Origin of the sequence: Muricoccus radiodurans (genome assembly GCF_050154705.1) — a bacterium.
GTDB classification, from domain to species: Bacteria; Pseudomonadota; Alphaproteobacteria; order Acetobacterales; family Acetobacteraceae; genus Roseomonas; species Roseomonas radiodurans.
The window spans coordinates 3,893,627-3,914,073 of sequence record NZ_CP189561.1; the positions used below are offsets into that span (position 1 = coordinate 3,893,627).

The 20,447-nt window shown below is 75.7% G+C and carries 15 protein-coding genes; 13 read left to right on the forward strand and 2 right to left on the reverse strand.

Annotated features, from left to right (window positions below):
• Positions 1 to 101: 101 nt before the first annotated feature.
• Complete coding sequence (locus ACP6CK_RS18380) at positions 102 to 758, forward strand: aspartate/glutamate racemase family protein (RefSeq protein ID WP_426954751.1); 657 nt, start codon at positions 102 to 104, stop codon at positions 756 to 758.
• Positions 759 to 905: 147 nt separating this feature from the next.
• Positions 906 to 1,157 carry a hypothetical protein gene (locus ACP6CK_RS18385; RefSeq protein WP_426954752.1) on the forward strand — a complete coding sequence of 84 codons (252 nt, stop codon included), beginning with the start codon at positions 906 to 908 and terminating at the stop codon, positions 1,155 to 1,157.
• Between the two features lie 177 nt (positions 1,158 to 1,334).
• Here ACP6CK_RS18385 and ACP6CK_RS18390 read toward each other — a convergent pair whose 3' ends face one another.
• Positions 1,335 to 2,672 carry an Nramp family divalent metal transporter gene (locus tag ACP6CK_RS18390; protein ID WP_426959946.1) on the reverse strand — a complete coding sequence of 446 codons (1,338 nt, stop codon included), beginning with the start codon at positions 2,670 to 2,672 and terminating at the stop codon, positions 1,335 to 1,337.
• A gap of 121 nt (positions 2,673 to 2,793) precedes the next feature.
• On the opposite strand from ACP6CK_RS18390, the gene mntR reads away from it, so the two are divergent.
• Together mntR and ACP6CK_RS18400 are read left to right on the forward strand one after the other, a co-directional pair.
• Entirely contained in the window at positions 2,794 to 3,249 is a 456-nt protein-coding gene (gene mntR / locus ACP6CK_RS18395) for a manganese-binding transcriptional regulator MntR (protein WP_426954753.1), read from the forward strand.
• 83 nt (positions 3,250 to 3,332) lie between these two features.
• Positions 3,333 to 4,445, forward strand: a complete 1,113-nt coding sequence (locus tag ACP6CK_RS18400; RefSeq protein WP_426954754.1) for a TMEM43 family protein — start codon at positions 3,333 to 3,335, stop codon at positions 4,443 to 4,445.
• Between the two features lie 72 nt (positions 4,446 to 4,517).
• On the opposite strand, the gene ACP6CK_RS18405 is transcribed toward ACP6CK_RS18400, so the two are convergent.
• Entirely contained in the window at positions 4,518 to 7,232 is a 2,715-nt protein-coding gene (locus ACP6CK_RS18405; protein WP_426954755.1) for an SLBB domain-containing protein, read from the reverse strand.
• Between the two features lie 149 nt (positions 7,233 to 7,381).
• Here ACP6CK_RS18405 and ACP6CK_RS18410 point away from each other — a divergent pair, with 149 nt between their 5' ends.
• The 9 genes from ACP6CK_RS18410 (at position 7,382) to ACP6CK_RS18450 (ending at position 20,388) form a co-directional block, all read left to right on the forward strand.
• On the forward strand, positions 7,382 to 9,073 hold the full coding sequence (locus tag ACP6CK_RS18410) for a heparinase II/III domain-containing protein (protein ID WP_426954756.1): 1,692 nt from the start codon (positions 7,382 to 7,384) through the stop codon (positions 9,071 to 9,073).
• A gap of 59 nt (positions 9,074 to 9,132) precedes the next feature.
• A complete protein-coding gene (locus ACP6CK_RS18415) occupies positions 9,133 to 10,038 on the forward strand; it encodes a hypothetical protein (RefSeq protein WP_426954757.1) in 906 nt (301 codons plus the stop codon).
• 1 nt (position 10,039) lies between these two features.
• Entirely contained in the window at positions 10,040 to 11,278 is a 1,239-nt protein-coding gene (locus ACP6CK_RS18420) for an O-antigen ligase family protein (RefSeq protein ID WP_426954758.1), read from the forward strand.
• Complete coding sequence (locus tag ACP6CK_RS18425) at positions 11,271 to 11,960, forward strand: sugar transferase (RefSeq protein ID WP_426954759.1); 690 nt, start codon at positions 11,271 to 11,273, stop codon at positions 11,958 to 11,960. Before ACP6CK_RS18420 ends, ACP6CK_RS18425 begins: the two co-directional genes overlap by 8 nt.
• A gap of 24 nt (positions 11,961 to 11,984) precedes the next feature.
• Entirely contained in the window at positions 11,985 to 13,265 is a 1,281-nt protein-coding gene (locus ACP6CK_RS18430; protein WP_426954760.1) for a DegT/DnrJ/EryC1/StrS family aminotransferase, read from the forward strand.
• Positions 13,266 to 13,343: 78 nt separating this feature from the next.
• On the forward strand, positions 13,344 to 14,570 hold the full coding sequence (locus ACP6CK_RS18435) for a glycosyltransferase family 4 protein (RefSeq protein ID WP_426954761.1): 1,227 nt from the start codon (positions 13,344 to 13,346) through the stop codon (positions 14,568 to 14,570).
• A gap of 220 nt (positions 14,571 to 14,790) precedes the next feature.
• Positions 14,791 to 15,933: a non-hydrolyzing UDP-N-acetylglucosamine 2-epimerase gene (wecB, locus tag ACP6CK_RS18440; protein ID WP_426954762.1), complete on the forward strand. Its 1,143-nt coding sequence runs from the start codon at positions 14,791 to 14,793 to the stop codon at positions 15,931 to 15,933.
• Positions 15,930 to 18,386 (forward strand): glycosyltransferase, encoded by a 2,457-nt coding sequence (locus tag ACP6CK_RS18445; RefSeq protein ID WP_426954763.1) that lies wholly within the window; start codon positions 15,930 to 15,932, stop codon positions 18,384 to 18,386. Before wecB ends, ACP6CK_RS18445 begins: the two co-directional genes overlap by 4 nt.
• A gap of 37 nt (positions 18,387 to 18,423) precedes the next feature.
• Positions 18,424 to 20,388, forward strand: a complete 1,965-nt coding sequence (locus ACP6CK_RS18450; RefSeq protein WP_426954764.1) for a polysaccharide biosynthesis protein — start codon at positions 18,424 to 18,426, stop codon at positions 20,386 to 20,388.
• Positions 20,389 to 20,447: the final 59 nt, after the last annotated feature.

A 20,447-nucleotide genomic window follows, 5' to 3' on the forward strand; every position in this document is an offset into this window, starting at 1 on the left:
AACGTCCCTCCGTCTCCGTTGCGGCGATGCTTCACATGCGGGCGGGCGCGTGCCAAGCCGGGGACGGGTGGCCGTCAGAGCCGCCGCTGGGAAGGGATGCCATGATCCGCCGTCTCGCCGTGCTGCACACCGTCCGCACCCTGGCCGATCGCTTCCACGGCGCGCTGCGGGAGGCGCATCCGGGTCTCGATCACTTCCACATGCTGGACGAGAGCCTGCTGCAGGACCTGATCCGGCACGGCCCGTCCACGAACGTGACGCGGCGCGCGGTGTCCTTCGCGCAGCAGGCGGCGGATGCCGGGGCGGACCTGATCCTCTTCACCTGCTCCTCCACCTCTCCGGCGGTGGACGTGGCGCGGGCGACGGTGGCGACGCCCATCCTGAAGATCGACGATCCGCTGATGGCGGCGGCGGTGCGCGCCGGGCGGCGCATCGGGCTGCTCTGCACCGCCTCCTCCACCGCCGTGCCGTCCGAGGCGCTGATGCGCGCGCACGCGGCGGAGCTGGGGATCGAGCCCGAGATCCAGGTCTCTCTCGTGGCGCCGGCCTTCGAGGCGCTCTCGGCCGGGGACCGGGGGCGGCACGACGCGCTGCTGCGGCAAGTGGCGGCGACGCTGGCGCCCGGCGTGGACGTGATCGTGCTCGCCCAGGCGAGCATGGCGCATCTGCAGGAGGAACTGGGCGCGCTCACCGGTCGGCCGGTGCTGGCGTCCTTCCCCCTGGCGATGGCGGAGATCGGGCGGCGGATGGCAGCCTGACGGCACCGTCACCGGCGCGTCATCCACCGGACACGGGAACGCCCCAGGCGCGGGCGTAAGCGGCCAACTCCCCGTGATGGCCGTTATGTCATCGCATCCCCGCCGAGGGTGGGGCGTAGAGATGCTGCATTGCGGAAAGGGACCACCATGGCCGAGGCGCCGAAGATCGATGTCGAGGGCAGCAGCGAGCCGGTGGTCGCGCTCGCCCTGTTGCGGATCATCATGGACGCCACCCCCGATGAGACGCACGACCGGAACTGGATCCTCTCGACCTATGCCGACTGCCTCGCCGTCGTGGGCGGGGCCGAGGTCGCCTTCGACGAGGATGAGGACGACGAGGAAGACGCTGCCGCCCCGGCGGCGCCGGCCGTCGCCGTGACGGGACGCCGCGAGGGGTAGGGCCAGGCGGGCGTGACGCGCGGGACTCCGGGTGGCGCTGCCTCCCGGACCCTCCGCCGGGGACCCTGAGGGCCCCCGGACCGCCGCGTCCATGCAGAGGATTCCGGGCGGGTGGGGGGTCCGGCGGAGCGGGTTGGAAGCCGTGCTTCCACCTGCTCCGGGGTCACCAACGCGGCCTTAGTCCCCGATCGCGAGGTCCACCAGCAGCTTCACGTTCAGGGCCACGATCAGCACGGCGATGGCCCAGCCCAGCACGACCTGCCAGCGCGGCGCGGCCAGCGCGCCCAGGCGGGACCGGTCCCCCGCGAACATCATCAGCGGGATGACGGCGAAGGGCAGTTGCAGCGACAGGATCACCTGGCTGAGCACCAGCAGCTGCGCGGTGCCGGACGCCCCGTACATCCAGGTCACGATCACCGCCGGGATGATCGCCACCAGCCGCGTCAGCAGCCGCCGCAGGAAGGGCGGCAGGCGGAAGCGCAGGAAGCCCTCCATGACGACCTGCCCGGCCAGCGTCGCCGTCACCGTCGCGTTCAGGCCGCAGCAGAGCAGCGCGATCGCGAAGAGCGTGGCGGCGAGCCCCGATCCCAGCAGCGGCGCCATCAGGCGCCAGGCATCGCCGATCTCCGCCACTTCCGTGTTGCCGGAGGTGTGGAAGGTCGCGGCCGCGAGGATGAGGATGGCCGAGTTGATCAGCAGCGCCAGCGTCAGCGCCACCGTGCTGTCCACGGTGGCGTAGCGCACCGCCTCCCGCTTCTTCTCGGTGCTGGCGCCCACGTCGCGCGACTGCACGAGCGCGGTGTGGAGATAGAGATTGTGGGGCATGACCGTCGCCCCGATGATCCCCATCGCGATGTAGAGCTGCGTCTGGTTCGTCACGATCGAGGAGGACGGGATGTAGCCCCGCAGCACGTCGCCCCAGACGGGATCGGCGAGCGCGATCGTCACCACGAAGCAGCCCAGGATCAGCATGATGAGGCCGAAGATCAGCGCCTCCAGCCAGCGCACGCCCTTGTGCTGGAGCCAGAGGATGAGGAAGGCGTCCAGCGCCGTCAGCATCACGCCGTAGATCAGCGGGATGCCGAAGAGCAGCTCCAGCGCGATCGCCGTGCCGATCAGCTCCGCCAGGTCGGTCGCGCAGATCGCGATCTCCGCCAGGAACCACAGGGGATAGGCGACGACGGGCGGGAAGCGCTCCCGGCAGAGCTGTGCCAGGTCGCGGCCCGTGGCGATGCCGATCCGGGCGCAGAGCGCCTGCAGCAGGATCGCCATGAGCGACGAGGTGAGCGCGACGGCGAGCAGCGTGTAGCCGAAGGCCGATCCGCCCGCGAGCGAGGTCGCCCAGTTGCCCGGGTCCATGTAGCCGACCGCGACGAGGTAGCCCGGCCCGACGAAGGCCATCAGCCGCCGGAACCAGCCCGCGCCATCCGGCACGCGGACGCTGCGATAGACCTCGGGAAGGCTGTTGACGCCGGCGGGCGGACCGCCGGCAGGGCCGTTCAGGGTGCCGTCCATCGTGGCGGTGGCAGCAGGGGGCGGGACCATAGGCTGCGCTCCAAAACTTAGCCTGCACTAAACTAATCGGACCGTGCTACGGCGCAAGCCCCTAACCCCGGCCCATCTCCGGAACGCCTGAATGCCCCAGAAGTCGGCAACCCCGCCGCGCGAACTGCCGGAGGAGGATGCCCACGCCGCCCGCTTCGCCCGGCAGCGCGCCGCCGACCGCGGCGCGCTCGCGCAGGACTACGTGGAGCTCATCGCGGATCTGCAGGAAGGCGCGGGCGAGGCGCGGGCGGTGGACGTCGCGCGCCGGCTGGGCGTCTCCCAGGCCACCGTCACCGCCGCGGTCGCCCGCCTGGTCCGGGACGGACTGGTGGAGACGAAGCCCTACCGCGCCCTCTTCCTGACGGATGCCGGCCGCGCCATGGCCGAGCGCGCCCGGCGCCGCCATGCCGTGGTGGTGCGCTTCCTCCGCTCCCTTGGGCTGGACGAGGCGACGGCCGAGGCCGATGCGGAGGGGATCGAGCATCATGTCAGCGAGGCGACGCTCGACGCCTTCGAGCGGGTGATGCGGGAGCGCGACGGGGGATGACGGGCCGGCGCCGCCTGACGTAGCGCAGGCCCGGACGGCGGCTCACACTCGCCGCGGCCCCCCAGGGCCGGATGAGGAAGCGCATGGCCGGGAGCAGGGGAACGGGCCGGGGCTTCGGCGCCGTCGCGGGCGTGTTCATCATCCCTGCCGCAGTGCTGCTGCTCGGCTGGAACGAGGTCCGCACCGTCGGGACGGAGCGCGCGTTGGCCGAGGGCGCGGGCGCCGTGCGCGAGGCGCCCGCGGACCGCGTGGACCCGGCGCTGGAGGGGCGTCTCGTCCACCTGTCCGGTCCGCTGACGGTGCCGGGGCGCCTCGCCGATCCGGACTTTCCCGGGGTACAGGCCCCCGCCGGCGCCGTGCAGCTCCGGCGCGCCGTGCAGACCTATCAGCTGCAGGAGCGGTCGAGCCGCGGCGGCTCCTACAGCTACGACCAGACCTGGTCGGACCAGGTGATCGACAGCACCGGCTTCCGCGGCCGGGGCGCGCCGCAGAACCCCGTGCCACGCCACCTCGCGTGGCGGGTGGTGGCGCCGGAGGCCCGGCTCGGCCCCTACCGCCTGGGCGAGACGCTGCTGGGCGCTCTCAACGGCACCGAGCCGTTGGCCGTGACCGAGGAGGCGATCCGCGGCGCGGCCGGCGTGCGACTCTTCGGCAACGGCGCCTATGTCGGGCCGAACCCGGACGTGCCGACCCTCGGCGACCAGCGCATCGCCTGGACGGCCGTGCGGCCGGAGACGGTCAGCCTCATCGCGCGGCAGCGCGGCGCGGGCTTCGTGCCCTACGAGGCCGCCTCGGGCAGCAGCCTGTCCCTGATCTCCCCCGGCCTCCTCTCGGCGGAGGAGATGCTCGCCCAGGCAGGGGAGGCGAACACGGCCCTGGCCTGGGCCACCCGGTTCATGGGAACCGGGCTGCTCTTCCTCGCCTTCTTCCTGATCCTGCGCGGCATGGACCCCGCGCGGGGGTGGCCGGCCCGGCTGGCGGCCGTGGCGGGGCCCGGCCCAGCCCGGGGCGCGGCGGTCCTGGCCGTGATGGTGCCGCCGGCAGTGATCCTGGCGGCGTGGCTGGCGATGCGGCCGCTGGTAGGGGCGGGGGTGGTCGTGGTCGCGGTGCTGGCGGGGTGGTGGGCCAGAAGAAAGGCCGGGGCAAAGGATCCCCCCGGCCCCCCCTCTCCTTCTTCAAGGCTGCCGCGGAACTGACGAGAACCGTTCCGCGGCAGCCTGATAGAAGAAGGAGGGGGTCTGGGGGAGTTCACTCCCCCAGCCTGTCCCTCAGTGCCGGACCTCCCGCGCGATCACGGCCAGCGCCGCCGAGGAGATGGAAAGCTGCCCCAGCACCTGGGTGAGATCCCGGATGAACCCCCAGGTCTCATACGGCGAGGGGTCCTGCGGCACGACGACGAGGCTTCCCGGCGGCACGGGTGGCCCCCCGGCCTGCCATGACCCCAGCCCGGCCGGCACGCTCTGCCCGTTCGGCAGCACGACGAAGGCGCGGCCCTCATCCGCGAAGCGCTGCGCCCCGCCGGCGGCCCGCACGTACTGGACGGCGCGCCAGCCCGTGGCGAATTGCAGGCTGCCGGGGTTCAGCACGGCGCCGACCACGGTCACCTCGTTGGGCCGCTTGGGGATGACGAGCAGGTCGCCGGGCTCCAGCAGCACGTCGAGCTCGGGCCGGGCAGCGAGCACCACGGGGTTTGCCTCCACCACCATGCGGCCGGCGGCGCGGGCCTCGCGCAGGGTGTTGGCCAAGGCCTGGCCGGCGTTGATGGCGCCGCCCACGTCCAGCCCGCCCGCGCGGCTGCCGGCCACGGCCTGGCCGGCGGCGACCTGGATAAGGCTCGTCTCCAGCTCCCGCGCGGTGCGGGCGAAGCCCTCCTGCTGACGCTGGCGCACGCTCTCCCGCGTGAAGACGGCGCCGTATGCATAGGCCTGGGGGGTCAGCCCGCCGGCCCGGGCGAGCAGCTCGGACAGGCGCTCGCCGCGGCGGATGTCGTAGGTGCCGGGGCGCAGGAACTCTCCGACCAAGGTGACGGGGCCGGTATCGCGGTCGCCGAAGCCGCGCGGGACCCGGATGGCGTCGCGCGGCGACAGCCGGATGGCCGCGAAGTTGCGGGACCGCAGGTCCAGCAGCGTGCGGGACAGCGGGATGGCGCCCGCGCCGCTCTGCGGCTCGCGCGAGAACTCCACCGCCGAGAGGTCCGCGCTCTCCGCCGCGCCCCCGGCGGCGGCGAGCACCTGATCGAGCCCCGTGTCCTCGAGGATGGGGTAGAGGCCGGGCTGCCGTGCCTCCCCGGTCAGCAGCACGGACTGGTCCAGCAGGAAGGGCAGCAGCGGCGGGTAGTCCTGGAAAACCTGCGGGCAGGGAGCGGCCCCGATATCGGGAAAGCCGGCGCTGCGGGCATGGGCGAAGCGCAGCGGGCTGGACCGCGCCGCCACGGCCAGCGCCGTCAGGGCCGGGCATTCCGCCCCCGCGGCCGTCTCCCCCCGCAGCGCCCGCTGGACGGAGGGGGAGGCCATCCACAGCACGTCCGCCTGGGACAGCACGACCACCTCGTCGCCCTCGCGCAGCGGCAGCTCGGAGGCGCCCTGCAGCACGCGCCCCAGGTCGAAGCCGAGGAAGCGGCGGACGCGGGTGCGATCGTCCACCCGCCAGACGACGCCCATCCGCACGTAGGGATCGGGCCGGATCACGCGCGGATCGGCCAGCAGCGCGCGCAGCCCGCCCCGGCCGGCGGCGCGGGTGACGGGCACGGCGACATGCCCCGCCAGCCGCAGCGCCCCGGCCGCCACGTCCGCACCCGGGGAGACGACCACCGCGTCCCCGCGCCGGATCGGGGAGGCCGGCGCCAGCTCGGAAAAGGCGCGCCGCCCGCCGGCATCGGTGCCCTGGGAGAGGAAGCGGTTCCCCGCCGGCCGCAGCGTGTCCCCGGCGATCCGCAGCATGAGGAGGAGCGGCGCGCTCGCGGTGCCGGCCGGCAGCTCGTAGATGCCGGGGCGCGTCACGTCGCCGCCGATCGCCACCACCCCGCCCAGCGGCGGCACCACCACGCGCTCGCCCTCCCGCAGGGACAGGTTCGGGGTGCCCGGCGCGCCGGCGATGGCGGCGTAGAGGTCCACGATCCGCGACCCCGCGGGCCCGTCTACCCGGACCGCGCGGAGTGTTCCGGTCTTCCGGACCCCGCCCGCGGCGCCGAGCGCATCGAGCACCGAGGCCAGCGCCGGCAGGGCGACCATCCCCGGCCGCACCACCTCCCCCGCCACGAAGATGCCGATCTGACGGGTCTGCCCAATGGAGACGAAGGCCTCCGAGCCGCCCAGTTCCCGGGCCACCCGCGCCTCGATGTCGGCGCGCAGGTCGCGCAGGCTGCGTCCGGCGGCGGGAAAGGGAGCGAGGTCCGGCAGCACCACCGTCCCGTCCCGCCCCACCCGCACCGAGAGCGACTGGCGGGACCGGCCGCGGATGGAGACCACCACCTCGTCGTCGCGGCCGAGCACGTAGTCCTCGGGCAGCGCCCCCACTACCGCGGCCCCGCCCGGGACGGGGGCGAGATTCCGGAAGGTCTCGTAGCCGAACTGGCGCAGGGGGGGCTGCTGGTCGGGCAGGCGGTTGGCGAAGAAGGACTCGGTGTTCGAGAGCGGCTCACCCGGCTCCGGCGGGACCGAGACCGGGGCCGGCACCACCGGGGGCGGCGCGGCCGAGAGGGGAACCGGGGCGAGGGAGGGGGCCGGGGCCGGGGCGGACCGCCCCCCGGCCGCATCGAGGATCCGTTGCAGGATCTCCTGCTGCGCCGGACCGGGTAGGTTGGACAGCGCGGCGCCCGGCAGGTTCCCGGGAAGGCTGGGCGGAAGGAGCGGCTGGCTGCCCGGGGCCGCCGGGCCGCGCGCCCCCTGGGCCGCTGCCGGACCCGGCCCGAGAAGGAGCAGCCCCGCCGCAACCAGGCATCGCCACCGATGCCCCGGATCACGCGCGGCTCCTGCTCCTGGCAAACCCAGCCTCCCCCTGCGTGCAACCCTGTAACCGTCGCAACTCGATGGCGAGGAGGGGTCCGCTGACAAAACCAGAAGCAGTCGCTAACATTTCGTCAATGCCTCTCCAAGCGTCACAGTGGGCGCTGCGGCTGGACGTTGCTCGCCGATTGGGACCGCGTCCCCTTCTGTGGCTGGCGCGGCACAGGATCGGCCTCGCGACCGGCCGGGTCGCGCGGGCCCTCGGGGAGGCCGAGGCGCCGCGCGGCCCCTTCCTCTCGCCCCGGGCCCCCGCCCCGCCGCCTCTGCCGGCCGTCCAGCGGGATGCCGTGCTGGCGGCGGCCCGCGCCCTCGGTCCGGCGGTGGCGCACGGCCCTTTCGATCCCGCCGCGCCCGCCCTCTCCCTCGACCTTTTCGCGCCGGGCGACGTGCGGCCGGTCTGGGAGGCGAACCGCCTGGCCTGGCTACCCCTCCTGGCGCAGGCGCACCGGCTCCAGCCCGGCGGCGGGCACCTGCTGCGGGCGGAGCGGCGCCTCTCCTCCTGGGCCGCCGCCAACCCGCCCTGGACCGGCCCCAACTGGGCCTGCGGGCAGGAGGCGGCGCTGCGCGGCCTGCACCTCGCCCTCGCTCACGCGCTGCTCGGCGGCGGAGCGCCCGGGCCGGGGCTGCAGGCGCTGCTGCGCCTGCACGACCGCCGCATCGCCGTCACACAGGCCTATGCCCGGGCCCAGGACAACAACCACACGGTCAGCGAGCCGGCGGGCCGCCTGGCCATCGCCTGGGCGCTGGGCGGGGACGAGACGCGGCACGCAGCGGCCCTCTCGCGGGCTGTGGCGCGGCTCGTGGCGCCGGACGGGGGCTTCGCCGTCGTCTCCACCGGCTATCACCGGCTGCTGCTGGACACGCTCTCGGTCGTGGAATGGCTGCGACGCCACCATGGCCGGCCGTCCCTGCCCGTCCCCCTGCCCACGCGTGCGGGGGCGGCGGCGCGCTGGCTCGCCCGGCTGGTCTGCCCGGAGAGCGGAGGGGTGCCGCGCCTCGGCCACCAGGACGGCTCGGCCCTGGCCGACCTCTCCCTCGCCGGCCCGGAGGATGCGCGGGGCAGCGCGGAGCGGGCCGCGCGGCTGTTCCTGGGGGCCTCCGCGGGCTTTCCCGCCGATGCGGGCTGCGCCTGGCTCGGCCTGCCACCCGGCCCCACCCTCCCGGCCGAGGCGGCGTGGGAGGCGACCGGCACGCGCGGCTGGGCAGCCGGACGAACCCGCCTCCTCCTCCGCACCGGGCCGCTGCGCTTCCGGCCGGGCCAGGCGGACCTGCTGCATCTCGACCTCTGGCACGGCCCGGAGAACTTGCTGCGGGACACCGGCACGGGCGCCTACAATCCGCCGGCGGAGAGCGGCTGGTGGCTGGACCACTTCCCCTCGGCCGCCGCCCACAACCTGATCCGCTTCGACGAGACGGAACCGATGCCCCGGGCCGGACGCTTCCTGCTCGCCCGCTGGGTGGCGACGGAGCGCCTGCCGGACGGGGCCGCGACGCGAGACGCGGCCGGCCGCCGCCACGCCAGGCGCGTCCGGCAGGAGGGCGGGGATTGGGTGGTCGAGGACCGCGTGACCGGCCGGTTCCGGACCCTGACCCTCCGCTGGCACCTTCTGCCGACGCCTTGGCGCCTCTGTGCCGACGGGGTGGAGAGCGCGGCGGCCCGTCTTCGGGTCACGACCGACGGGCCGGTCGCGCTGGCGCTGCAATCCGCTCCGGACAGCCCGTCCTACGGCGCGAGCCGGGAGATCCCCTGTCTCGTTCTGCGCGCGGGTTCCGGAATTTCGCTCTTGAGGACGCGAATTACGATCCTGTCATCTCTTTAAGGTTGCGTGACCGTACAGTAGAACGTCTAAATCACTGGATCACGCCGTCGCGAGTTTTGATGCCTGTCGACGTTCTTCTGATCGCCCTGTGGAATCTGCGCTGGCGGCTTCTCGGCACGATGGCGGCCACGCTCCTGCTGGGCGCCTCGCTGATCCTTCTCTGGCCGCGGCAATACGTGGCGGAGGCGGTGGTCGCCCCGGCGGAGACCACCGGCCTCGCCACCTCCACCCTCCTGCAGGGCGCGTTGGTGATGCCGGGCGGCCTGCTGGACACCCGGCCCGGCGGGAACTTCGCCGTTTACCTCGCCACCCTCCGCTCGCCGGAAGCGACGGCGATGCTGGCGCGCGAGACCTCGATCCTCGCCGACCTGACCGCCCGGAAGGCGGCCGGGGTCACCGGCCGGCTGCGCGCCCTGCTCGGGCTCGACGCGGCGGAGGCGGACCTCGACGACGTGCAGCGCTGGCTGGAGGGCAACCTCGCCGTCACGCCCTCCCTCTCCACGGTCACCACCGCCCTCTCGCTGCCACACCCTGACCGCACCGCGGCGCTGGCGATGCTGGAGCGCCTGCACGGCTTCGCCGAGGCCCGGGTGCGTGCCGACCTGGAGGCCCTGGCCACGCGCCGGATGGCCGCGCTGGAGGCACGGCTGGCGAATGAGCGGGACCTCTACGTCCGCACCCCGATCTTCGAGCTGCTCGCCCAGCACCAGCGCGCCGCGGTGATCACCAGGGCCGATGACAGCGTGGCCGCGCGCCTCGTCTCGCCGCCGAGCGTGGGCATCGCGCCCGCCCTGCCGAACCGGCCGCTGCTCCTCCTGCTGCTGGCCGTCACCGTGCCCATGGCCTGCGTCACGCTCGCGGCGTGCTGGGTGCTGCTGCGCGGCGCGGCCCCGGCCGCACCCCTCCGCCCGTCCCGCGGCGGCCGGCCGCCGAGCCTCGCCATCGCCCGCGGGCCGGAGGAATAGGGTGGCGGGGCCCCGGGCCGACCGCCTTCCGCCGGCGCTGCTGGCCGGGCTGCCGGCGGCGGGGCTGCACTTCTCGGGCGCGCTGAAATCGGCGCCGCCGGTCGCCGCCCTGCCCTTCGATCCCACGGTCCTCTTCGCCGCGGCCCTCGCGCCGGGGCTGCTGCTGCTCCTGGCCGGGCGGCGCTGGCGGGCGCTGCCCCTCCTCGCGCCCCCGCTCGCCTGCTGCGCCGGGCTCTGGCTCTGGCTCGTCGTCGCGGGGCTCTGGAGCCCCTCGCGCGCCGTGCTCGCGGCGAAGCTGCCGGAGGCGGTGCTGCTCGCCCCCGCCATGCTCGCCGCGGGCCTCGCGATCGGGGCCGACGCGCCGGCGCGCCGCGTCCTGACGGACGGCACGATCGCGCTCGGCGTCTTCGTCGCCGCGGCCGTCGCCTGGGGCATCAGCCACGGCGAGGTGGTGCTGGGCGGCCCTACGGACGGCGACCCCGAGCGTGTGCGGGTGCAGTACCAGCTCGCCGGCCTCGCCATCGCCTGCGCCGCCGGGCTGGCCTCCGTTCGGGCCGCGCTGTCGACGGGATGGCGGCGCGCGCCCTGGGCCGCGGTTGTCCTCGCCCTGGCGGCGGCGCAGCTCCTGCCGGGCGGGCGGGCGGCGCTGCTCGGCCTCGGGCTCGCGGTGGTGCTGGCGCCGGCCGCGGCCTTCTGGTCCGCCGGGCGGCCGCGCGCCGCCCTCGGCTGGGTCGGGCTCGCGATCGTGGCCGGCCTCGGCTTCGCGGTGGTGCTGGCGGACCCCGACCGGATCAGCGGGCTCCGCACGCTGGAGCGCCTGACCAGCGAGGGGATCGCCGCTTCCGCCCGGCCCATCCTCTGGTCCCAGGCCGTGGACTGGGCCGGGGCCTCGGCGCCCTGGGGCCTGGGGACGGGCGGCTTCACCGTGGCGGCCGGCAGCGGGGAACGGCGCGGCCTCTACCCTCACAACCACGCGCTGGAGGCGCTGGTGGAAGGCGGCCTGCCCGGTCTGCTGCTCTGGCTCGGCGCCTTCGGGGGCGGGTTGGCGGTGCTGCTGGCGCGGGTGCGGTCCATGCCGCCGCGGGCGGCCGGGGCGCTCGTGGCGCTCGTGCTGCCGGTCGCGGTGGCGGTGATGGTCTCGACCGACCTCGGCAACCGGATGGCGTGGTTCGCGCTCGGCCTCGCCCTGTCCCCCGGATTGCTGGCGGATGCGCGCTGGGGGGAAACAAGGGATGCATGAGGGCTGGTACGCGCGGCGGGGGAAACGCCTGCTCGACGCGGCGGTGGCCGCGCTGCTGCTGGTCGCGCTCGCGCCGCTCCTCCTGATCGTCGCGGCAGCCGTACGCGCCGCCCTCGGGCCGGGGGTGCTGTTCCGGCAGGTCCGGGCGGGGCGGGGCGGCGTGCCCTTCACCCTCTACAAGTTCCGCTCCATGCGCCCGCCTCGGCGGGCGGGGGAGCCCGATGCGGCGCGGCTGACCCGCTTCGGCCGGCTGCTGCGCGCCTCCGGCCTGGACGAGGCGCCGCAGCTTCTCAACGTGCTCCGCGGGGAGATGAGCCTCGTCGGCCCGCGACCGCTGCCGGTGGAGTACCTCCGTCACTATACGCCGCGGCAGGCGACGCGCCTGCGGGTGCGGCCGGGCCTGGCAGGGCTGGCGCAGGCTCGCGGGCGCAACGCGGTGCCCTGGGGGGCGCGGCTGGAATGGGACGCCCGCTACGCCGCGCGGGTCACGCTGCGGGGGGATGCGGTGGCGTTCCTCGGCACGTTGCGCGTGCTCCTCTCCGGCCGGGGCGCCTCCGCGCCGGGGCATGCGACCATGCCGGCCTTTCTGCGGGCCGCGCCGCACCAGCCGTCCGGGCTGGGGCGCGTCCCTCGCGCGGGGGGATCGGCCCTGGCCGCCTGGCGTCCCGGTCCCCGGTGCTGACCCCCGCGCATCGGGCCCCGCCGCATGGCTAGCCGCTTCCCCCCGTCCGATGGCTCGACCGCGGCCTCGCTGCACGGCCCGTCCGCCGGCAACGTCATCCGCTTCCCCGGCCCGCCGGCCCGCGACGGGCGGCGGCTGCACCTCTCCCCGCCGGTCCTGGCCGGAGGGGAGCTGGCCGCGGTCGGCGATACCCTGGCCAGCGGCTGGATCGCCCCCGCCGGCCCCGTGCCCGGCGCCTTCGAGGCCGCCATCGGCCGGGCGGCCGGCTTTCCCCATGTCGCGGCCGTCGCCACGGGCACCGCGGCGCTGCATCTCGGCTACCGCGTGCTCGGGCTGGCACCGGGGGAGGGCGTCTGGGCGCCGAGCCTCACCTTCGTCGCCACGGTCGCCCCGGCGGTGCAGATGGGGGCGGAGATCACCTTCCTCGACGTCTCGCCGGAGAGCTGGACGCTCGACCCGGACCTGCTGCGGGATTCGCTCGCCGCCGCCGCCCGCGCGGGGCGGCTGCCGCGGGCAGTGGTGCCGGTGGACCTCTACGGCCAGTGCGCCGACCTCGACGCCATCATCTCCGTCTGCGACCGCTGGGGCGTGCCCGTCCTGTCGGACAGCGCGGAGGCACTCGGGGCCACGCAGCGCGGGAAGCCGGCCGGGGTCGGGGCGCGGCTCGCCGCCTTCTCCTTCAACGGCAACAAGATCATCACGGCCGGCGGCAGCGGCGGCGCCCTCGCCTCCAGCGATCCGGCGCTGATCGCCCGCGCCCGCCACCTCGCGAGCCAGGCGAAGGAGCCGGCGCCGCATTACCAGCATGAGACGACGGGCCACTCCTACGGCCTCTCCTCCGTCCTTGCCTCGATCGGCCTCGTGCAGCTCCCCACCCTCTCCGACCGGGTCGCGCGGCGGCGGGCCGTGTTCGACCGCTACGTGGCGGGCCTGTCCGACCTGCCCGGCCTGTCCTTCATGCCGGAACCGGCCTGGGGCCGGTCCTCCCGCTGGCTGAGCGTCGTGCTGTTCGACCCCGGCCGCTTCGGCGCGGACCGGGAGGCGGTCCGGCGCGCCCTGGACGAGGCGGGCATCGAGAGCCGCCCGGTCTGGAAGCCGCTGCACCTGCAGCCGGCCTTCCGCGGCGCCCGGCATCTCGGCGGCTCGGTCGCGGCCGGGCTGTTCGAGCGCGGGCTGTGCCTGCCCTCCGGCGCGATGTCCGAGGCCGAGCAGGGCCGCGTCATCCGCGCCATCCGGCGCCTGTGCGCGATCGGCCCCGGGGGAAGGCGGCGCCTTCCCCCCGACCCCCATCCGCCAAGGGACTAGTCTCTTGGAACCCATTTTGACGCGGGGTCCGGGAAGGCAGCACCACCCCGGAGTCCGGCACGGGTCGCCGCGACCGGCGTGAAGATCCTCTACCTCCACCAGCATTATTCCGGCCCGGGTGGCGCGACGGCGACGCGGGCGCACGCCATGGCGCGGGCCCTAGCGGCGCGGGGACACGACGTCACCCTCGCCTGCGGCCGCTACGACGGGGCGGAGACCGGCCTCGACGGCTCCTTCCGGCACGGCCGGCGGGAGGGCCGCGTCGCGGGCTTCCGGGTGGTGGAGTTCGATATCCCTTGCGGCAACGCCATGCGCCTGCCCGCCCGCGCCGCGGCCTTCCTGCGCTACGCCGCCCGCGCGACCGGGCTGGCGCTCTCGGCGCGGCCGGACGTGGTCCTCGCCTCCTCCACACCGCTCACGGTGGCGCTGCCCGCCCTGGCGGCGCGCCGCCTGCGCGGCACGCCCTTCGTCTTCGAGATCCGCGACCCCTGGCCCGAGCTGCCGCGCGCCCTGGGCGGCGTGCCCGCCCCCGTCCTGGCCGGGATGGACCGGCTGGCCGACGCCGCCTGCCGCCGCGCCGCCGCGGTGATCGGCCTGACCGAGGGCATGGCCGAGACCGCCGTCGCCCGCGGCACCGACGCCCAGCGCGTCCATGTCGTGCCGAATGGCTGCGACCTCGACCTCTTCGGGCCCCACGTCGCCCCCTGGCGCCCGCCCGAGGCCGCGTCGTGGGAAGCGCTGGCCGTCTATGCCGGTGCCCACGGCGTTGCCAACGGCCTGGCCGTCGTGGTCGAGGCCGCCGCCATTCTCCAGGCCCGCGGCGAGGCGCGGCTGCGCCTGTTCCTGGTGGGCGATGGCGGCGAGAAGCCGCGCCTGATGGCCGAGGCCGCGCGGCGCGGGCTGCGCAACCTGACCTTCCTCGATCCCCTGCCGAAGTCACGCCTGGCGTCCTTGCTGGCCGGTTGCCAGATCGGCCTGCACGTCCTGGCTCCCATCCCCGCCTTCGCGGAATGGACGGCCCCGAACAAGCTGATGGACATCCTGGCGGCCGGCCTGCCCGCGGTGACGAACGTCCCGGGCCGCGCCGCCCGCATCTTGGAGGGCGGCGCCGACGGCCCCTGCGGCCTTGCCGTCCGCCCCGGCGACCCCACGGCCCTCGCCGAGGCCCTGATCGCCCTCGGCACCGACTCCGCCCGCCGTGCCGCCCTTGGCGCCGCCTCCCGCACCCAGGCGGTCCGCCGCTGGGATCGGCGCCTGCACGCGGACCGCTTCTGCGGGATCGTCGAGGCGGCGGTGGCGGGATGAGCGTTCGGGGGAGGTTTCGCGGGTGGCCCTGGGTGAAAGGCTCTGCCTTTCCCCCAGACCCCCTATCCGCCAAGGGGCTAGCCCCTTGGAACCCATCTCATGCCTCCGGCTGGGAGGGGGCGAAGGCCTCCTCCCAGCCGGAGGCGTTAAGCGTGGTCCAGGAGGCTAGCCTCCTGGCGGATGGGGTCCGGGGAAGGCAGAGCCTTCCCCGGAGTCTCCCGTGACCCCCCCCGAAGTCCATCTGGTCGCCGCCGCGCGACCGAACCTGCCGAAGCTGGCCGCGCTATGGCACGCGCTGGCCGGGCGGCCGGGGATGTGCCTGCCGGTGCTGGTGCACACGGGGCAGCACGCGGACCCCGCGATGTTCGGGGACCACCTGGCCGATCTCGGGCTGCCGCTGCCCGACGTGTCGCTGGGCGTGGCGGCGGGGGGCGGGCACGCGGCGCTGACCGGGCGGACGATGATGGCGCTGGCCGAGCTGTGGACGGCGCGGCGGCCGACGGTGGTGGTGGTGGCGGGGGATGTGGACGGCACGCTGGCCGCGGCACTGTCGGCGCGGAAGCTGGCCATCCCGGTTGCGCATCTGGAGGCGGGGCTGCGCTGCGGCGACCTCGACATGCCGGAGGAGATCAACCGCCGCGCGGTGGACGCGATCAGCACGGCGCTCTGGGCTCCGGACGAGGGCACGGCGGCGCGGCTCGTCGCGGAGGGGCATCCGCCGGAGACGGTGCGGGCGGTCGGGAACGCGATGATCGATAGCCTGCTGCGCGCCCTGCCGGCGGCGCGGGCGCGGCCCCTGCCGGCGGGGCTGGCGGCCGGGGGTTATGGGGTGGTGACGCTGCACCGGCCCGCGAACGTGGACGACCGGGCGGCGCTATCCGCCCTGCTGGAAGCCGTGGCGCGTGCGGCACGGCGGACCGGATTGGTCTGGCCGCTGCACCCGCGCACCGCGCGGCGTCTTTCGGAGTTCGGGCTGGCCGTGCCAGAAGGGGTCATGGTCCTGCCGCCGCTCGGGTACCGCGATTTCCTCGGATTGATGGCCCATGCCCGCCTCGTCGCCACCGACAGCGGCGGCGTGCAGGAGGAGGCCTGGGCGCTCGACCTCCCCTGCCTGACGCTCCGCCCCTCCACGGAGCGGCCCGTGACGCTGGAGGCCGGGACGAACCGGCTGGTGACGCCGGCGGGGCTGGAGGGGGCGGTGGCGGCGGTGCTGGCGGGCGACTGGCCGCGGGCGCGGCCCATCCCGCTGTGGGACGGACGGGCCGGCGCCAGGATGGCGGACCACCTGTCCGAGATGCTGGATGCGCCAGGGCCGGGCACGGGGCCCCGCCGTGGCGGCGAGACCGGGACGATGACCGCATGAGCGATGCCACGCCCGCCTCCGCGGCCCCATCGGAGCCCGGCGCGCCCCTCGTCCTGATGCTCTCCTCCGCGCACCCGCCGACGGATGTGCGGATCGTCGGCAAGGAGGGCGCGACCCTCGCGGCCGCCGGCTGGGACGTGGTGCATCTCTGCGCCGCACCGGCCAACCGCGCGACGCCCGTGCCGAGCCGGTTCGAGGGGGTGACGATCCGGACCTATCCCCGGGTCAACGGCCTCTGGGCGCGCTGGCGCAACCGCAAGCGCTTGGCGAAGCTGGCCGAGGAGCTGCTTCCGGACGTCATCCACGCGCATGAGCCGGATTCCTGGCTCGCCGCCATCCGCGTCGCGAGGAAGACCGGCGCCTTCGCGGTGCTGGACGTGCACGAGCACTACCCCTCCCGCCTCGATGCCCGAGTGCCGCGGGGCTTCCGCTGGCTGGCGCGCTGGGCGATCCGCCGGGCCTGCGTCTGGATGGCGCGCCGGGCCGACGCGGTGGTGGTCGCGAAGGACGGGCTGGCCGACGCCTTTCCCGGCGCCCAGGACATCGTCCCCGTGCGGAACTACGCCGCCGCGGTCCCGCTGGAGCCGAAGGTGCACGAGGCGGGGCCGCTCACCCTGGTTCACCTGGGCGCGCTGACGAAGGAGCGCGGCGCCTTCGAGATGCTGCGGGCGCTGAAGCTCGCCCCGCCCGGGACGCGGCTCTGGCTGATCGGCCGCTTCACCGACGGTAGCGAGGCCGCCTTCAAGGCCGAGGCCGCGCGGCTCGGCGTGGCGGACCGGATCGAGCATCTCGGCTGGATGCCGCATGCCGAGGCGCTGGCGGGGGCGGCCCAGGCCGATATCGGCCTCGTGCTGTTCCAGCCGGGGGTGGAGAACCACCGGCTGGCGCTGCCGCACAAGCTGTTCGACTGCATGCTGGCCGGCATCCCCGTGATCGTCCCCGCCTTTGCCGAGGAGGTGGCGGCGGTGGTGCGGGAGGCCGCCTGCGGCGTGCTGGTGGACAGCACCGATCCCCGCGCAATCGCCGCCGCGGTCGCCGCGCTGGCCGATCCCGCGATGCGGGCGGAGCTGGGCGCCAATGGCCGGCAATCCGCGCTGGACCGCTTCGGCTGGGCGCGGGAGGCGGAGCGGCTGGTGAAGCTCTACCGCGAGCTGGCGCCGCTGCCGAACCAGGCCCCGGCGAAGGCCGCTTCCACCTTCATCCGCCCGCGCCAGGCGGACGCGCCGCCCCGCGCCGTGGTGCCCGCGCCGGCTCCGCCGGTCGCGGCGCCCGCCCCGGCGCCGGTGCCGGCCGCCGCGCGGATCCAAGCACCACCCTCCCCGGTCCCGGCCGCTCCTCCGGCCCCGGCTGCGCAAGAGGTCGCGGGGCCGGACGAGACTGTCGTGGTCGGCCGCAGCCCCGTGCCGGCCGCCGCGGGGCCCGCGCCGACGGCGGCCCCGCCGCGTGCGCGCCCCCCGGCCGATGCCGACGAGACGATGTGGGCCGTGCGCTCGCCGCTGGCTCCGGAGCCTTCGGCGCCCGCCCCCGGTGCGGCGGCGGCGCCCGGTCCCGACAAGCCCGTCGCGCCACCCGTCCCGACCGTGGCGGCCGGCGATCAGACCGTCGTGGCCCCCGTCCCGCGGCCGCCCGAGCCCGACTTCCGGGAGGCGCTGTCGCCCATCCCGATGGCCACCCATCCCGGGGCGCCGCCGGGCCTCCTGGCCGGGCTGACCGCAGCGACGGCGGAACTGGCGCCCGTGCCGGCCCCGGCCGAGGCAGCCTCTCCGACCCTGGCGCTCCTCCTCGGCGGGTCCTCTCCGGATCTCGGCGTTCCGGCCGCGCCCCTGCCCGTCACGGCGGCCCCGTCCTCCTGGGCGCTGCTGGGCGGAGCGCCCACGTCGGCCGAGGCGATACCCGCGCCGGTCCCGCTGGCCGTCGTGCCGCCCGCAGGGCCCGTACCGGCCCCGCCTCCGCCCACCCCGCCGGTCACGCTGGCCGTGACGCCGCCCTCACCGCCCGAGGCGGCACCCGTGCCGGCCCTGCCGATCACGCTGGCTGCGGCACTGCCCCTGCCGCGCGAAGTGCCGGCCCCGCTTCCGCTCACCTCCACGGTGCCTGCGGCACCGCCACCACCGCCCGAGGCGGCGGCAGCCGGGCCCGCTCCGCCCCCCGCGCCACCGGTCACGCTGGCCGTGGTGCCACCCCCGCCGCCGGCCTTGCCGGCGGACGCGCCCCGGCTGCTGAGCGACGCCGCCCTGCGGGCCGCGCCGGCGCTGCCGGAATCGATCGCGGCCTTCTTCGCGCGGGAGGCGCCGCCGCCCGAGCCCGAGGACCCCAACCGCAAGGTGCCGCTGAAGCTGCTGCACGCCGCCGCGCGCCACGTGCCCTATACCCCGCCCGCCCCGGACCGCGCCGCCGAATGGTCGCTCCTGCACGCGGCCGAGGCGCCGGCGCGCCCGGGACCGCCCGCGTGAGCCGGCGCCGCCCCGGGCCGGCGCCCTGAGGCCGCCCTTGGCCCCGCAGCGCATCCTGCTGAACCTCACGCTGGACTTGGCGCTCGCGGCGCTGGCCCTGCCGGCCGCGCTGTGGCTGGCCGGGCCGCACGGCTGGCCGCCGACGGCGTGGTGGCCGGGGGGGCTGATCGGGTCGCTCGCGGCCTTCGCGGCCGCGGCGCTGCCGCTGCGCCTGCCGCAGCAGTACTGGCGCTATGTCGGGCTGCCGGACCTGCTGCCGATGGTCGCCGCCTCCGGCATCACGGCGGGGGTGTTCTGGGGCGGGCTGCTCGCCTCCGGTGCCTGGCGGCCGGAGAATTCCGGCTTTCCGCTGATCCATGCCGGCGTGCTGATCGCCCTGCTGGGGGGCGCACGGCTGTTCGGGCGGGCGCGGCACGCCCACCGGTCCGGCCCGGAATCCGACGCGCCGGCGCAGCCCGTGGTGCTGGCGGGCAGCGGCGACACGGCGGACCTGTTCATCCGCGCCCTGACCGCGCAGCGGGCGCCGGGGTTCACCGTCACGGGCATCCTGGCCCCGCGCGCGCGCCAGCGCGGACGCCGCATCCTGGGCATCCCGATCCTCGGCGCACTGGACGAGGCCGGGGCCGTGCTGGACCGGCTGCGGGCCGAGGGGCGGCTGCCGTCCCTCGTGGTGCTGACCGACGCGCATCTCGGCGCCGAGGCGCTGGAGGAGCTGCTGGACGCGGCCGACCGCCACGGCGTGCCGGTGCGCCGCGCGCCGCGGCTGACGGCGCTCGACCCCGCGTCCCTGAAGGCCGGGAGCCTTTTGCCGAAGGGCGCGCCGAAGCGGCTGGACCTGCGCCCCGTCTCGATCGAGGAGCTGCTGGACCGCCCGCAGGTGCCCCTGGACCGGGAGGGCATGGCCCGCCTGATCCAGGGCCGGCGCGTGCTGGTGACCGGCGCCGGCGGCACGATCGGGTCCGAGCTGGCGCGGCAGATCGCGGCGCTGGGGCCGTCCAACCTGACGCTGCTCGATCACGGGGAGTTCGCCCTCTACGAGATCGACCTGGAGCTGTCGGAGCGCCACCCCGCCGTGCCCCGCCGCGCGATGCTGGCCGATGTGCGGGACGAGGCGCGGGTGCGCCGGCTGATGGAGGAGATCCGCCCGGAGCTGGTCTTCCACGCGGCGGCCCTGAAGCACGTGCCGATGGTGGAGAACGACCCGCTGGAGGGGCTGCTGACCAATGCCCTCGGCACCCGCATCATCGCCGATGCCGCGCGGGCGAATGGCTGCCGGGCGATGGTCTTCATCTCCACGGACAAGGCGGTGAACCCGACCTCGGTCATGGGCGCCTCCAAGCGGATGGCGGAGATGTACTGCCAGGCGCTGGACGTGGCCGCGCGCCAGGGTGCCGTCGCGGCCGGCGCATCCAACGCGCCGATGCGCTGTGTGACCGTGCGCTTCGGCAACGTGCTCGGCTCCACCGGATCGGTGGTGCCGCTGTTCCGCCGGCAGCTGGAGCGCGGCGGGCCGCTGACCGTCACGCACCCCGACATGCGCCGCTACTTCATGACGGTGCGGGAGGCCGTGGGGCTGGTGCTGCAGGCGAGCGTGGTGGGCGCCGAGGACCGCGCCGACCAGCCGCCGGAGCTGCGGGAGGGCGGGATCTTCGTCCTCGACATGGGGAAGCCGGTGAAGATCGTGGACCTGGCCCGCCGCATGATCCGCCTGGCCGGCCTGCGCCCGGACGAGGACGTGGAGATCCGCTTCACCGGCCTGCGCCCCGGCGAGAAGCTGTTCGAGGAGCTGTTCCACGGCCAGGAACCGCCCAACCCCACTCACTTCCCCGGCCTGCTGGTGGCGACGCCGCGCACGGCAGATGCCGCGCTGGTCGGTCGCGCCATCGACGACATTGCGGCGGCGGCGCGGGGCGGGAATGCGCGGCTGGCGCTGGCGGGGCTGGGCCGGATGGTGCCGGAGTTCGAGCACGCGCCAAATACGCCGGTGGCGGGGCGGGCGTGAGGTTCAGAACCGGTAGAGGCTCTACCCTTTCCAAACGGGAGTTGATGCTCGCTACATGT